This window comes from Chryseobacterium sp. BGARF1 (genome assembly GCF_001677955.1).
Taxonomy (GTDB): Bacteria; Bacteroidota; Bacteroidia; order Flavobacteriales; family Weeksellaceae; genus Chryseobacterium.
Map to the genome: position 1 here is coordinate 1 of NZ_LELA01000067.1, position 15,605 is coordinate 15,605.

Annotated in this window: 17 protein-coding genes; all 17 read right to left on the minus strand. The window is 32.5% G+C overall.

Features of this window, described 5'->3' with window-relative positions; all coding sequences use genetic code 11:
* Nucleotides 1-116: 116 nt before the first annotated feature.
* The 17 genes from AB671_RS13170 to tssD all read right to left on the minus strand — a co-directional run bounded on the left by AB671_RS13170 (nucleotide 117) and on the right by tssD (nucleotide 15,555).
* Entirely contained in the window at nucleotides 117-713 is a 597-nt protein-coding gene (locus AB671_RS13170; protein ID WP_066682383.1) for a hypothetical protein, read from the minus strand.
* A gap of 241 nt (nucleotides 714-954) precedes the next feature.
* Entirely contained in the window at nucleotides 955-1,308 is a 354-nt protein-coding gene (locus AB671_RS13175) for a hypothetical protein (RefSeq protein ID WP_157444213.1), read from the minus strand.
* A 213-nt stretch (nucleotides 1,309-1,521) separates the two neighbouring features.
* Nucleotides 1,522-1,989 (minus strand): hypothetical protein, encoded by a 468-nt coding sequence (locus tag AB671_RS13180; RefSeq protein ID WP_066682377.1) that lies wholly within the window; start codon nucleotides 1,987-1,989, stop codon nucleotides 1,522-1,524.
* A complete protein-coding gene (locus tag AB671_RS13185) occupies nucleotides 1,990-2,637 on the minus strand; it encodes a hypothetical protein (RefSeq protein WP_066682375.1) in 648 nt (215 codons plus the stop codon).
* An 11-nt stretch (nucleotides 2,638-2,648) separates the two neighbouring features.
* Entirely contained in the window at nucleotides 2,649-3,470 is an 822-nt protein-coding gene (locus tag AB671_RS13190; protein ID WP_066682374.1) for a hypothetical protein, read from the minus strand.
* Between the two features lie 9 nt (nucleotides 3,471-3,479).
* A complete protein-coding gene (locus tag AB671_RS13195) occupies nucleotides 3,480-6,164 on the minus strand; it encodes an OmpA family protein (protein ID WP_066682373.1) in 2,685 nt (894 codons plus the stop codon).
* An 11-nt stretch (nucleotides 6,165-6,175) separates the two neighbouring features.
* Nucleotides 6,176-6,667 carry a DUF4280 domain-containing protein gene (locus AB671_RS13200; protein WP_066682372.1) on the minus strand — a complete coding sequence of 164 codons (492 nt, stop codon included), beginning with the start codon at nucleotides 6,665-6,667 and terminating at the stop codon, nucleotides 6,176-6,178.
* Nucleotides 6,668-6,669: 2 nt separating this feature from the next.
* Nucleotides 6,670-7,725: a hypothetical protein gene (locus tag AB671_RS13205; protein WP_066682371.1), complete on the minus strand. Its 1,056-nt coding sequence runs from the start codon at nucleotides 7,723-7,725 to the stop codon at nucleotides 6,670-6,672.
* 16 nt (nucleotides 7,726-7,741) lie between these two features.
* On the minus strand, nucleotides 7,742-8,779 hold the full coding sequence (locus tag AB671_RS13210; protein WP_066682369.1) for a hypothetical protein: 1,038 nt from the start codon (nucleotides 8,777-8,779) through the stop codon (nucleotides 7,742-7,744).
* A 94-nt stretch (nucleotides 8,780-8,873) separates the two neighbouring features.
* The gene (locus AB671_RS22935) at nucleotides 8,874-9,005 is read right to left on the minus strand and encodes a hypothetical protein (protein ID WP_262484082.1); all 132 of its coding nucleotides are present in this window, start codon (nucleotides 9,003-9,005) and stop codon (nucleotides 8,874-8,876) included.
* The gene (locus AB671_RS13215; RefSeq protein WP_082987309.1) at nucleotides 8,998-10,011 is read right to left on the minus strand and encodes a DUF2931 family protein; all 1,014 of its coding nucleotides are present in this window, start codon (nucleotides 10,009-10,011) and stop codon (nucleotides 8,998-9,000) included. Before AB671_RS13215 ends, AB671_RS22935 begins: the two co-directional genes overlap by 8 nt.
* A gap of 1 nt (nucleotide 10,012) precedes the next feature.
* Complete coding sequence (locus AB671_RS22300; RefSeq protein WP_157444214.1) at nucleotides 10,013-10,177, minus strand: hypothetical protein; 165 nt, start codon at nucleotides 10,175-10,177, stop codon at nucleotides 10,013-10,015.
* Nucleotides 10,167-11,126, minus strand: a complete 960-nt coding sequence (locus AB671_RS13220) for a DUF2931 family protein (RefSeq protein WP_228391027.1) — start codon at nucleotides 11,124-11,126, stop codon at nucleotides 10,167-10,169. The genes AB671_RS22300 and AB671_RS13220 overlap by 11 nt, the downstream gene beginning before the upstream one ends.
* A 53-nt stretch (nucleotides 11,127-11,179) precedes the next feature.
* Entirely contained in the window at nucleotides 11,180-12,736 is a 1,557-nt protein-coding gene (locus AB671_RS13225) for a T6SS phospholipase effector Tle1-like catalytic domain-containing protein (protein ID WP_066682360.1), read from the minus strand.
* 54 nt (nucleotides 12,737-12,790) lie between these two features.
* Nucleotides 12,791-12,961: a hypothetical protein gene (locus AB671_RS22305; RefSeq protein WP_157444215.1), complete on the minus strand. Its 171-nt coding sequence runs from the start codon at nucleotides 12,959-12,961 to the stop codon at nucleotides 12,791-12,793.
* A gap of 2 nt (nucleotides 12,962-12,963) precedes the next feature.
* Nucleotides 12,964-14,892, minus strand: coding sequence for a type VI secretion system Vgr family protein (locus AB671_RS13230; RefSeq protein ID WP_066682358.1), 1,929 nt, complete (start codon nucleotides 14,890-14,892; stop codon nucleotides 12,964-12,966).
* Nucleotides 14,893-15,150: 258 nt separating this feature from the next.
* Nucleotides 15,151-15,555 carry a type VI secretion system tube protein TssD gene (gene tssD, locus AB671_RS13235; protein ID WP_066682356.1) on the minus strand — a complete coding sequence of 135 codons (405 nt, stop codon included), beginning with the start codon at nucleotides 15,553-15,555 and terminating at the stop codon, nucleotides 15,151-15,153.
* Nucleotides 15,556-15,605 lie beyond the last annotated feature (50 nt).

The following is a 15,605-nucleotide window of genomic DNA, read 5'->3' on the forward strand; positions in this document are numbered from 1 at the left end:
TAATCAACAAAAATTAGTAAGTTTATAAACCGAAAATCCTCCTTAAGGATTTAAACTAAAATGTCTAAGTTGGTTTGAAGACGTACAATTGCGTTTATAAAAATCAAAACAATTTATCATCTAATCATACTATATTTTCCACCAATTTTATGAATGAAAAGAGGCAGAGAAAACTCTTCATTGGTATCTTTATTTGTATAATGAATAATCGGTTTGTTTTCAGAATCTACCAATGTGAAAACTTTACCATCGTCAAAAATTTTCATATCTGTAGATGCCGGAAAATCATCCAGAATATATTTTCCTCCAAATAATTCACCAAATAAATTAGATAATTCTATTTTATTATCGACAGTTCCAAGATACATTGAAGTATCAATTTCATCAAATTTGGTAGTCATTTCATTATGGATCTCATCAACATTTCTCTCTTTAAATAAATGATGAATAAATTTGAAATACTTTTCTACATCACCTTTATTCAATGTATTTGCATTAAATTGTTCTGATGCTTTCCACCCAACTATTTGATAATTTACATCGGCCTTGAATTCCTGATTTAAATTGATAACCGGTAAATTATTTTCAGAAAAATTTACTCTTTCATATTTAAATACCTCAACTGTATTTTCATAATTATCAGTAGAAGCATCATAACCAAAGACCTTTATTGTAATAAAACCATCAGGTTTTAAAGATTCTTCTCCTTTCAATGGTAGTACATTTATTTTAATGTTTTATATACCTTTTTCTAGTATAAAATGATTGATAGGCATATGTGATGATACTGCCCCCCCCAACATGATTGTTAAAGGCAGGCATATCATTAATGAAAATATCAAAATTACATATGGATGAATTAAAATCTACCAAGTAATAAGGTTCTTTGAATTGAGTCATTTATTATTGTTGTGAAAGATTTGATTTGGTATTGTAATTTTTGAAAATATAATGTTACTTAAGTTTTACAAATTTATTTTCCATTCCCTCGAAAGAGATCGTGAGCGTATCATTTTTAACGGTGTATTTACCTTCCGTTTTTTCTTTTGTTTCTTTCTCTACTGTAATGATCTTATCATTTTCAACCTCATATGTAGATTCTACCGTGTTTTGCATTTTCCCTTCACCTACATACTGCATAAATTTACCGTCTTTTGTGAACTCTAGAATAATTTTTTCTATCGGATTTCCTGTTTTTGAATCTTTAAGAGAACTCTCCCATTTTCCTACTAATTTCTCATCTCCCTGCTTCTGAGAATTACAGCTAAACGCTACAAAACATCCAAAAATAACTAATAATTGTTTCATTTTTTTATTTTTATTATTCAGCATAACAAGTTTCGATTTGCTTTCATAAGCTCAATAGGAGAGATTAAAAAGACCTGAAAAGATATAAAATATACTCCTGCTTTAGAATTAATTTGTAAAAGTTATTAAATTTTTTCGGGAACCTTTTTTAGTTTTAAATTAATAAAACAATTATATGAGTAATATTATTTATAGTTCATCATGCCAACATATCTACCAGATAATTGGTTTTGCTTCTTCTAAATACTCACTATAAAAAATATAGCCATCAATATTTCCGTAATCTTTGGAAATGCATAAACTTTTAAATATGCTTCCTTCTTTCCAACTTTCTTTTGTTCCGAAGGCATTATCAAAAACAAGATTAGATTTTTTTATCTGGTCAGAAAATTTATCACTTATAGATTGGTATTTTGTTTTGATACTCATGCCAACAATTTTATTTTCAATACAAAAAACAAAAAGTTTAATTCCTTCTATTTCGTTATTAAATTTTTCGTTGGAATAACATGAAAATTTGCCATCGTATTCGATATCAAGGTTTTTTAAAATACTTTTGTCTTTACCAATAATATTTTTGACCTCAAAATTCTCAGAGCTACAATTTAAAAATAGAGAGTTAGCCAAAACAATTCCTAAAAGCGCTTTAGATGTAACATTTATAAATTGTTTTCTGTTCATTTAATTTAAATTTATAATAATTATACATAAAATATTAAAAAGCATTAAAGAGAAACCATAATAACAAGAATTAATTACTCTTTTTTTCATTTGGTAAGAACCTATATATGAAGATACTAAGTAAGAAAAAAAGGCTGCAATACCTGTAAGCAGGCTTCCTCCTAAAAATACAAACCAATCTAATTGCAATGTATTAGCGTTTGAAATTTCCGTATTGTCGGTTATTTTTATTTTTTTACCTATTTTTAAAGGTTTATCACTAGTAATATCCAATTTTTTTGTCACTTCTTGTCCTTCAGAATTTGTATATCTGACTTTTGGAAAATAAATTATCTTCTTATTGGGTAAGTATGTATTATTGAAAGATGATTTGCTGCTTGATATTTCTTGCTGATACCCTACCACAATAGCTTCATATTTATTTTCAGTAATCGACCTATAGGCCTTTTCCCAAAAATAAGAATAAGATGTTATAAAAGTTAATGAATTAAGAATACATAATATTAAGGAAGTAAATATAATGATGAAAACTTTTTCAAGCATTTTTCCTTGATTATCTGTTTTTCGAAATATTTTTAGTGAAAGATGGTAAGCAATAAATAAAGAGCATACAATTATCACTATTGATAGATATCCTAAAGAGGTCATAGCTAAACAAATTAAATGATACTAAAACCTTCCTGTTTTGTTCTCTTATGGAGTTTTATCTCAAGTTCTATATTACTTTGTTTGTCAATATCTGGGCTTTTGAACTGCATTGCTGGAGAACCATCTAATCGAACTAACCTAGCTAATTTACCATAACCCATAATCTCGATTTTCAAATTATTTTCGTTAAGCTCTTCTAATTCTAATTTCTGAGAGAATAATTGTGCCGCACTATCTAAAAAACTTTTTTTTCGCTCGTCATTAAAATAAAATGCCTGCTCTTGTAGTTTCATTTTTTCTTGAGACATATCCAAATATTTTGCTGCATTATGCTCTTTTAGTACCAATTGTAGCTGTTTATAATAATTTATTACTTCTTTAAAGAGTTCTTCTTTTTTTATCTCCGCCAGATTTACAGAATTTTGCCATCCATCTAATACAAAAGGAAGCTCTACGTCAATCTCTGTAGTTAATTCATAACTAGGATATTTTATATTTTGGCTAAGACCATCCCAAGGAGATTCTAGTTTTTGATGAAAAGAGATTCTGCTGTTTTTAATATCACTAATATTTGATAAGAAAAAATCAATCCCTAAATAAGAATTTTCTTCAGTTAGCAATTTTTCTCCTTGTCTAGGATACATTTTTCCTACAACTTTATATTTTCCTGTTTGTAGCAAAACTTGATTTATAGGAGTAAGAGATGAATTTCTTTCCCTTCCTTCAGTTTCTTTTCCTTTCCATTCGTCAACCAAAACATCATTTACATATACTTCTGTAGTACAAAACGAATTGATATTTAATTGATAATAAGGTTTTGTGATTTGTAACATAATTTAACTTTAAAAATATTTTTTACCTAATGAATGTTCTGATTTATCAATTACTATTTCTTCTATTTTAAAATTACTTTTCCACCAGCCGATCTCACCTTCCACCTCACCAGTAATTTTAACTCCTGAGAATTTTAGTATCGGCTCAATAAATAGACCTTTTTCATCTGAGTTAATAACAAAATCCCCTCCAAAAAAAGAGTCACCTTGTAGTCTTGCCGCAGCTTTAAAATCTAAGATATATTTTTTTGAGTTCTTATTAAATTTTCCACCAATCTCGATAGCAAGTAAAATTGTAGCTCCCATTTTTCCGCCTATGGTGGTTTTACCCTGCATATCAATACCATTAATAGCATCGATCTTTAAAGCATCTACCATAATACTTAATTCACCATAGAAGGTAGCTGTAAAAGTTACTGATGCTCCAAGTTTTTCTAATCCTGCTCTGAATTTACCTATCAATCTTGCAGCAGCAGGGTTACCTGTAGTAGCATAGGATCCTAAAGCAATAGCAGCACCTATAATATCAATTACAACCTCGGCTCCAATCAAAGGGTTGAATCCAAACCCTATCTCACCAACTGTATTTAATACATTTCTATTATTTAATCTTTCTAAATACCATTTCCCGACAACTGTAAATTTTGGGTATCTAATATCAAAGCCAACAGGAATAGCCGTCTGTTTGGCTGCACTTTGTGCGTAATTTATAGCATCCTGCAAAACAGTTATCGATTTTGATATTAATTTCGCCACAGCCTCTATTCTATCAGAAAACTCATTAGTAAAACCTCTTTTAGAATTACCATTATTCCATTCTGCAGAAAGCCCCACACCAATAGATATCGGAATTTTTCCTGTTTCATTCATCCTCCATCTTCTATAACCTGCTTCTCTGGATTTTTCTTGATGTTTAGCAAAAATATTGCCAGCAGGCATGTTAGCTGCCTTGTAATTTGAGACATTCACCAAAAACTCAACTGCCAATTCCCATTTTATATCAGGATAAGCATTAATGAGAACTGTTGTCCTCTTGTTATTGCTAAAAAATCTACAACTGTGAACATGTAAATGATATTGATTAGGCGTTGTAGAAGAAGGCCATATATATTGAATAGGAGCAATATTAAATCTCGATAAATCTGAATAAATTTGATAATTAAAAGAAGGAGTATTAAAAGTCTTCTTAGTATCACCTGCATCTATTGCCTGACCTACATCTACAATATAAGATTCTTTTTTATGTTTATCATTTCCTCTGAAGCAGGCTTTCGTCTCATAACCGGAAATATCTATTGTAATTTCTTTTTTTACGGGAACTACAATTTTATCTAAAACGGTTGGTTTACTAGGCGCAATTACTTCATAAATAACTGTTTGAGCATCATGCTCATTAAAAGTAAATGAAATATCTACCCTTCTGTTATTAATATAATCTTTTTCGTCTTTATATTTAACATTATCTCTCCCCAATTTATCATCGGTAGGATCTACTTCACCTCTTCCTGTTGAGGTGATTCTATTAAAATCCAGACCGCCATCAGCAAAAAACTTTTTTACAATATCTGCTCTTCTTTGAGATAGACCTTTATTGTAATTTTGTTTCCCAATAACACAGGCATATCCGCTTAAATTTATTGTCGAGTCTTTATGCTCAAGTAAAAACTTCAGTACATTGTTTAAGATTGCTTCTCCGTCTTTATCAATAATTGTAGAGTCTATTTTGTAATAAATAGTTCTCTGTATTTCCTTTTGTTGAGCTTTTCCTGTAATTTGCTTTATGCCATTTCCCTTATCAAAAACGATCACAGTTGTATTGTTTGGTGCGCCGTCTTTAACTTCGGTCTCTGTTATCTTAATAACTTCAAATTTACAAGGTTCTATTCTTGCAGAATTTACATCCGGCTTATAAACTTTAGTAGGAGTTTGGTTTTGACTGACGTTGGTATTGGTTGTGGCTATTTTATTTTTAACATTAAGATAAATTGCATGAAGGTCGTCTCCAAGATTATCTTTTATATACTTTCCTGAAGCCTGATCTTTAACTTTAATATAAAATTCTTCAAGATTCTGAATGTTATCTACATGAGCCATCCATGCATAGCTATTCTGTATTTTCAGATTTACTTCACCATCGATTACCTGCACATCAGTATAAACACAAATTTGCTTATCTGCTTTTGCATATTGCTGGTTCCAAAGCTCTATAATTAAATTATTTCCGTTAAGACCTTCTGTCTGCAAATTGAGATGTACAATATGGCCATAAGAAATATGTTGTGCTTTTTTATTATTTTTAATACTTGCGCCTCCTTTTTGATAAGACCATTTACTGCTGATAATTTTGGGTTCGCACCAACCTTTCACATATAAACCCACATTATTTTTAAAATCTCTCTGTCCAGAGAAACTTGCTTCGACGTAATAGTGATAACTTCCGCAAAACTTTTTGAGTATGTAAAATTTATAACCTGTCGTAGAAGGAACCTGAAAGAGAATAATTTTTCTATCATGGGTTTGCCTCATCCAAATTACCGGTTTTTTCTTATCCTCTGCAGAAGTATTTGGCAGCCATTCTTCTACCTGAAAAACCACATCCTGCTCTGCTACAATTGTAACTCTCTGACCAGGAACAGACATCTTAGGATAATATTTCCCTTGTGTAACTTTTATTTTTTTTACGCCTTTTGCCATGTGATTATTCTTTAAATTACACCTTCTTGTACTCCTTTTGCAGAAGATTGCTCTTTATACATATCCTCCGAATCTACCAACGGATTTATCTGCTGCTGCACATCCTGATCTGCATTTTTAAAATTCTGCTGACTTGCCTCTGCTCTTTGTCCGTGATCTATGATTTCTATACATGGAGTTCCGGCAATTGCACATACTGCCTTGCTATCTTCCAAAATGATATAGCCTCCATTGCTAAGCTGAACTTTATCGTAAAAATTCTGCCATTCGGTCACCATAACTTTACATGGCGGAGGCGGGCTTCCCATTTTTGTACAACTTCCGAAGGTATTTTTTTCAAATGTTGCAGCGCCAATTTCTTTAGTGGTGACAATCAGTTTTTTGGCTGCACTTTTATCGTTTGCATACTCTTTTTGGTGACTCAGCACTTTAAGATTATCCGGAGCCTGCCCAAATTGGCATTTGCACATAGCTCCTTGTACTACAATGTGTTTTTCTGCCATAACTAAAGTTCTTTATTTGAAATTACAAGTCTTGATAAATATTCATTTCCGAATTCTAAGCGCACAAATGTTGAATTCATTTTAAAAGTTACAACCGTCAAGGCTTTCGCAGTATTTTCATCACCGTCTACTGTAGTCTGATAAAGCTGGGCATTATATCTTGCAAATTTTGTTTTGCATTCTGAAGGTGAACTATCATTAAAAACTAAACCATAAGGCAATCCCGAAACGGCGTCATTTCCGTAATATTGAATGGCGTAATACTCTTCACCGCTCGTCATATTGGCATAAATCATATTGAAATTTTCGAAATCCCAATTGGAATATTTTCCGTTCTTACAGGTTTCACAATCCATTTCACTCGGATCTGTTTTTAAAAGTTTCGTTATCTGATCTGAATTTGTTGGAAAACTGATAAATTGCTTTTTAGCAAAAAAATCCTGCAGATATTTTGAGGTCACTTTTTTTTGTGATTGTTTTGCTTCTACAGTGGCAATTTGAGCGTCAGCCTGAGCAGTTATTATCGCTTCAGTTTCAGCATCCATTGAAGAGTTGTCGACAGCTACTAATCCTTTAGACAATTCTTTGCTTTTCGTATTTAAAAGAAATTCTTTAATTTCATTTTCAAGTTTTCCGGTAGATTTTGTGAGTTTTACATCGACTTCTTTTTTTGACCAGTTATCAGGATTAATTTCTTCTAAAAAGATCGTAACTTTTGTACTTTTCGCAGAAAGCTTTTTCATGGAAACATTCCAGATCGCTTTTTGGATAAACTTTTCTGGCTTTGCCCCCTTTTTTAAAGCTAAATTTAAATATGAATTTTTCTCATTTGCATTAAATTTCAAATCGTACAGATCAACCGTCGTTGAAAACTCATTATCTCCTGCAGCGGCAGCTTTTGGCTCATCTTTCGTAAAATCATTGGCAAAATTAAAAATAGTGTTTTGCAATGCTTCAATACTTTTCGGAACTGTGAATTCTGTTTTCTGCCCAAAATTCAGAGCAAAAATTAAAATAAAGAGTACTAAAAAAAGTTTTTCAACTAATATTTTTTTCATTGGTTTGGTTTTAAATTTAATTGATAACGGCTACAACAATCGATATTTTTTTTTTGCTTTCAAGATTAATATCACATTCCAAATACAGTGATTCTGAAAGCTGGCTTTCACCATTAAGAAAATACTGAAGTCTGAAATTCCCATCATCATTCATCACCGGATCATCTTCTATAATTAAAGAAAACGGCGATCCGTTGATAAAATCAGACCTGCTTCTTTCATCATATAATTTTCCGTTTCCAGAAATATTTATTAAATCGTAATCATCTTTTAAAGGATTAATTTCCACTTCAATTTTAAAGCTCGGTTCAATAGTATTATTTATCACCGGAAAGGTTTCTGTCATTTCAATAAGATAATCCTGATTAAATTTCTGGTAAATTCCAAAAAATAAGGTTCGGATGAAATAATCATTTTTAATGAAGATAAAAAGAGAACTCGGTTCATATAAAATCTTTTCGATTTTTTGACAATATTCATCGACTATCTCACCTTCAAATTCTTTGTAAACCTCATCTTTAATATCACTCCACCTTTTTTTAAATACATCAGTATTTTCAATCGTATTAAATTTGCCCTGCTGATCAACGCTTATCTGCATAGGATATAAAACCTGAGACGTTTTATACGCCAGCAAATCTGCAATTTCGTTGACTTCTTCATCATTCAGAAAAAGATTTGATATCCTGTCGATTTCAAAAAAATGAAATCCATTTTCATATTTAATCCACCGAACAGAAGCATTATATTTAATTTCATTTTTTTTCTCATTATTTTCGATAGTAATGAGTACTCCATATTCCAAAAATGAATTCTCTGGCTGAAAAACCAATTTATTTCCGTGGCCCAATTTTACCAGTTTATTTTTATCAATAACTGCAGTTCGTGGCAGAAATAGCTCTTTCTGCTTGGTAAGATGTATTAAAATATTGTCTTCAACTTTGCAATGATTGTTGTGAAAAAACTTCAACGATTCTTCAGTCAGATCATAAAGATTGGCAATACTTTTTACAGTTTCTCCGGGTTGAATAATATGTTTATTAAACTTCTGCATAAATAAAAAACGATGGTTTAGAAAAGTGTGATTATGATTTCAACCCTACTTCTTCAAATCCGTTGAAAGTTTTATTAAAACGACAATTTCTAGATTAATGAACTACTCTTTTGCCGTCTGATCTTGGATCCATACCTACCCAATCATAATCTGCAGACCAATGCAAATATTTATTTCGTAATTCCCGAAAATCTTTCTGCTCGTTAATTTCCTTTTCATTATTCATATTCCCACATATTATCTAAGTCTATTTTTTTGATTGGAATTTCTTTCTCTCCTTGTTTAAAGATCAAACTGCGGTTGGTAAAATCTTTGTTCATGCGTAAAACTATTTCTATGGGTATGTTGGGATTTGCTTGCTTAAATAAACCCATTATTTCTTCCTCATCTAAATATTTGAATTCCCAAACCGTTCTTTTCCCTTGAGCATCAGCAATTATAAAATCTAATAATTTTGGTACAGCTCTTTCTTTAAATTCATTTTTTTTAAGTGACTCGTCAAATAACTCTTCCATCTCACCATTAAACATTTCATAACTCGTATTATCAAAAGTATAGTTAGGAATTTCTATACGAGTACGCCAAGTATACTTTTTACGATAACTGTCCCAAAGACCATACTGAATTCCTCCTTTTTTCTTAATATTTTCTAATGCCTCTGGTACTTCTTTACTTATATCAAAATATTCTTTTTGAGTAATTGACGGATTTTCGGGAACATAATCACTCATTGCTATTTTAGTTTCTCTTGCTTGAAAACGAGCAATTTCAACTTGCTGTTCCGCTCCACGCATCCACACAACTACCACGCCTCCGGGAGCACAGCCAACCAAAATCTGTCTGTAGGTTTCTTTTTTTCGAGTACCATACCATACTACTCCTTCTTGAAACAGCTTCAACATTTTTTCCTTAGGCAAATCCCAACTTCCTGTATAGAATTTATTTTCTGTAAACGAAGCCCAGGTAATTTCTAATTTTACAGGTACTGGTTTTAAATCTTCTCCTTGTGTGTGTGTTGAGCCGGAATTACCCCACCCATTATGAGCAATAAGAGATGATGGTATATAAACACTTTTACCATCTTCAAAATACAAATTTCCTTTGTAAATATTCATAGGATAAAGTTCGGGTGCACTTTCAGTTGGCAACCACTCAAATTTTTCTTCCATTCTATTTTGACATGAAATTGTGATACTTATTAATAATAAAATATGTAGTAAATAACTTTTCATTTTAGGAATATTTATCAGTTTTTCTAAATCTGCGAATATTAAACTTATCTTTAAACTCAAAATTAGGCTGTAAACCTACTTCTCCATATTTTGCAGACCAATGGAAATATTTATTTCGTAATTCCCGAAAATCTTTCTGCTCGTTAATTTCCTTTTCATTGCTCATATTCCCACATATTGTCTAAATCTATTTTTTTGATTGGAATTTCTGTCTCTCCCTGTTTAAAAATCAAACTGCGGTTGGTAAAATCTTTGTTCATTCGTAAAACTATTTCTATAGGTTTGTTGGGATCTGCATGTTCAAATAAACCCATTATTTCTTCCTCATCGAAAGCCTCAATTTCAAATACCATTTGACGTTTTTTATTGTCTTCAAAGGTAAAATTCAAATGCCTAGGAACGGCTCTTGGCTTAAATGGGTTTTCTTGAATGGGTTCTGTAATCTTTTTATTAAAAATTGTTTCTTCCTCTCCATTAAACATCTTAAACAATACATTCATCAAATGATGCCCTTCAATTTCAGTCTTGGCACGCCAAGTATATTTTTTTCTGTACACATCCCATATATCATACTGAATACCATTCTTCTTTAGATTTTCATAAGCTTCAGGAACTGATTCTGATTTATCAAAATATTCCTGTTGTGTTATCGTTGGATTTCCAGGCACAAAGTCCTTCATATCCACATGAGTTTCTTTTGCCTGAAAACGGGCGACTTCTATTTGCTGATCATCTCCGTACACCCAAACCACCACTATACCACCAGGTGCGCAGCTAACTCTTATTTCGGTATAGTTCAAAGCTTTGCCAGTTCGCCAATCTATCGTTCCTTTTTCAAAAAGTTTCTTTAAGGTATCAATAGGCATATCCCAGCTACCTGTATAAAACTTATTCTCAATAAAAGACGCCCATGTAATGTCCATTTTCACGGGTAATGCTTTAAAATCTTTGCCCTGCGAATGTAACGAGCCACTATTTCCCCAACCATTATGATTAATAGCAGCAGTAGGTATATAAACCATTCCACCGTCTTCTAAATAAAAAAAACCTTCATGGATTCTAGTTGGATATAATTCCGGAGCATTGGCTGTAGGTAACCATTCGTATTTTTTCATTTGGGGTTTGCAGGATATTGTAGTTAGTATTAATAATAAAAATGCTATAATTCTCATGAGTTGGGTTCTATTTTACGAAATCTAACAATTGTTTTGCCTTCTATTTTGTAGGTGGGTTCATAAGCACCTATACCGTCTCCAAATTTTGAATTCCAGTGTATATATTTGCTTCTTAATCGCTTCAACATATTGTGGTCGTATACTTTTAGATTAAAACTCGCTACATCTTTTGTATTTTTTACATCTAGTTTTTTTCGCATCCTCTCAATTTGTGGTTGGGTATAATATACCAATTTTGGGAGTTCACCTTTGATATATTTTTCTAAACGTTGCTTTACCTTGTTCAAATCAAAATCATCTGAATTACTCGGTTTGGGAATCTTAAAATCATTCTTTAATTCTTCCACACTAATAGTATTAGAATATTCATCATTAAGTTTTTCAGACATAAGATGTAGTGTGACATAGCTGTAAGTATTACGAATACCTTTACGAGTCACAAAGGTTTGATGGTCCCTATCTGGCCCCTTAAGGTTAGAAAATCCCCATCCTTGTGCCATTAAATCTTTTAGGTCATTTTCTAATATTTCGTCATACTCTGCATCAGTTCGGCCATCTCCCCACCAATTATCTAAATCCATAATCTGAAAATCAATTTCATCAATTTTATCGGTGTAGCAGCCACCTACATCAGAATGTACACCCGGCAGGTAAAAATCTTCACCCCCTGCACGTTTTGTAGGCGTTAACATAAAATTTTTGCGATGCTCATCATCAGCACAAAAATGAATTATCTTTTTTGCTTTGTACAAGTCGTTAATTTCTATATTAAGACTATTCAAATGCAATTCTTTAACATCATTGGTAAAATCCGGGTTTTTCGTTGTATTTGTTGCATTTGGATCATAAGAAGAAACGGTATCATAAAGACCAACAAATCTTATCTGAATTTTTGAATATTTAATTTTTTGTAATTTCAGTTGTAAACCTAAATGTCCATTTTGTGGAAATTCATTTTCATTAGTTTCAATCTTATGATCATCTGTTTTAATTTTTACAATACTTCTTCCCACTAGTTTAGTTCCAGCTAAAGGTAAATATTTGCTTTTGCTTATTTCATAAATAAAGTTTCTGGCTGCAGCAGCTCCTCTACTAAATCCAAATACATCAAGAGTAATTAAATTTATTGCATCCTTGCCTCCTAGATCTTTTGCTTTAGCAGCAATTAACTGACAACCTTTTCTTATTTTTGCAATAATTCCCTGTCGATCAGCACCAAAAGCTACACCTAGATGATCAAGTATGTCATCAGTATCTGCACCCAAATCATCAGTGCCTATTCCTTCTATATATACACTATCTACATATTTTTCTTTTTTATAATGAAGTTCTTTGCGGGCTACATTAGAAAGATCATTCATATAACTGTCTGTTTTTTTATCAGACATTTTATTGTAAGCCTTTTTAGCATCACTTCCCTCTCTTGCTAATCTGGCATTTGTATTGGTTCTATTATTTTGAGTACCATCGAAAAACACACCAATTCGTATATCTACTGTACCTTTTGGCGGCGGTGGCGGTGTATAATTTCCAAAAGTTACGTTTGCCATATTTTCTGTTTAGATTTTATTGAAAATTTAGATACACTGAAAAACACTTTCACTTTACTTATTTCCATGAGACACTATTTTCTTATTACTTGCCAGCACAAGATTGCCACTAATTGCCTCTGCGTTGATTTTCTGAGCAATTTTTTCAGCCTTTTTTCCTACACTTAAATTGTAAGTATCATTTACTTTGATGATAATATTTTTTGCGGTCTTTCGGATTGCCATGATTAGAATAATTTAGATTTTTCGGCACTGTTAAATTCAACAATCTTTCCGCTTTGCATTGTCATATTTTCCAATTCGCTAAACATTGATATTTCTCCGGCAATCTCGTTGGACGTTTCAGACTGACGGAAAAATTCTTTCTCCACCATTTCTGTTCGCGTATCTGAAGATTCGCGAATATCTCCTGCTGCTGTTTGCACAATATCTGTACCTGCAGTAGAAATAATATTATCATTTGCAGAGCTTGTAATACTTGCTCCTGCTCCAATAGAAATTTCTTTACCAGCAGTTATATTGATATTTTCACCTGCGTTTAAAGTGAAATTTTTCGGAGCATTCATTGAAATATTTCCTTTACCATCCATGAAATAGGTATTGCCACTCGGATCAATGATATTTACACTTCCTTCATCATCATTCATCAGCACCTTAATTCCGCTTTTGGTTTGGATGGATCGCATATGATTATTGATTCCGCCACCCAATCCAATTCCTCCATGAAACATACCGCCCATTACAAAAGGTCGGTCGGGATGATTGTGTACAAAGTTTACCATCACCTGATCTCCAACTTCAGGAATAGCTACATAACCTCGGTTTTGAGTAATCTGATCGGTTCCTCCTGCATCGGGACTCATCATTCGGATGAAATGAGTGGTGTCATTCGTTTGCCAGTCGAATCTTACCTGAACTCTTCCCTGTCCTTCTGGATCGGTGTTTGAAATGACTGTCGCAATTTGGGGTTGTGCAGTAGGAACGGTAAATTCAGGTTTTGGTAAAAAGCCTGTATCGGATGCTATTCCAGCAAAGCTTCCGGTGTAATGACCGATGGTATCAATTTCATGAGTTGTTTCTGTAATCATGATTCTTGTGAAATATGAAGTTTCATTCGTATCTGGTTTTCGCATTTCAATATCTACGCTGCATCCAGGATGTAAAAAAGGAACGGTTGTAGAACCTGAAAGATTGAAAACATTCACCGCCTCGCTTCCAGAAGTACTTTTTTGTGAATATTCCACATCTAAATGAGTGGTTGCTTTTATGGGTGCAACGCGTAATGATGGAGTTTTATAAATAGCATCGTTACGCTGATAAGCTGTTTTTGCTAGATCTCCAACATGCTGGATCGGTGTTGAACCCGATTTCAAAATTTCATTCTTATTGCTATTGTAACCGTAAAATTGGGGTTTGGTATGAACCGCTTTCAATTCTACTTTTATATCGTTCGCACTGCTTCCATACGTTAATTTGATGGGTTTATTTTGGGGTGGAAGTTTTCCAAAGTGAAGAACTTCTCCATCGTAATAAAACTGTTCGCCATAAGCTTCTGCCATTCTCGCCAGATAATTGTAATGCGTTTCGTCGTATTGACTGCTATAAATAATTTGAGAATAATCATTGGTATCGATTCTGATATCAAAACGGCTTTTATCTAAACCTTGCTTAATAACTTCTTCAGCAATAATTCCCATATTAACAGCCTGGTTTCCACCAAAACTCTGAATATGAGGCGCTCCATCTAATAAAATGGTTGGACTGTAACCTGACAAAACAATATTTCCAAGACTCATTCTTTCCTGACTGAAACCAACTCCGGTGATAACTCCTACAAAAGTGCGTTCCGGACTGTTTTCAATGTCTTTATAAGCAATAACAGCCGTTAATCTTTTACCTAAAAATTTGTTCGCTTCTTCTAAAGTATGGGTTTGGCGATCACCTAACGTATCGTGAGCTAAAGTCAGTGTAAATTCGTGATGTTTTTGTGAGCTTTGAGTAAGCTTAAAATGTTTGTAATACTTGATTACCTTACCTTCAATGACCAAAGATAATTTTACCAATCGGTTGATTCCGGTATGATGATTCTCTGAAATTCCTGCCGCATTCTGAGATGGGCGGAAATTGGTACTTCCAGATGTGTCAAAACTTTTCATATCTGTGTAAATTTGGTGTATAGAGTATAAATTTATAAAATATTATTCATTTCGAAAGATAAATCCTATTTATTTTGTTGAGTCGATTTAATGGGAATGCAATTAGCTTGCCTTATGTATTCTATGAATATTCGAAAAAGAGATTTTTTTTAATTATTATTTAATAAATCATCTTATTCTTGAAAGAATTAGGGCAAAAAAGACCGTCTTTTTGGGACAGTCTTTATTTGAGTCTATATAAATTTTAATTAATTCTCGTTATGCACCTGGCCAAACTCCCTCGTAAGCAGAGTTACCATAGTTGATTTTCTCAGCACTTACAACAAAGCTTATTAGCATTGAATTTTCGTCTACTGCGTCAAAATCTACTTCGTGCTGAATAACATATCCGTTTTCCCAGTTTAAAGTAATCAAAGTTCCTTCTTCATGAGATTTGTTGAAAGTGATTTCACCTGAAGTTGGCTTATATTTTCCGTTTAACAATGATTCTAGGATGTCAGATTTTTCTGTTGCCTCAATTGTTAACTTGATTAATGCATTTGATGGGTCTGATGCTACTCTACCTGAAACATCTGTTGATCTTGAAACGCTGTAGTTTAATTTTAATAATTTTTGACCTTCGCTACCGTTGAATTTTAAGATTCCTCTTGAATTTGCTGCCATAATAAGTAAATTTTAAATCGTTAGTATTTTTGTGATTTCTATAACCCAAA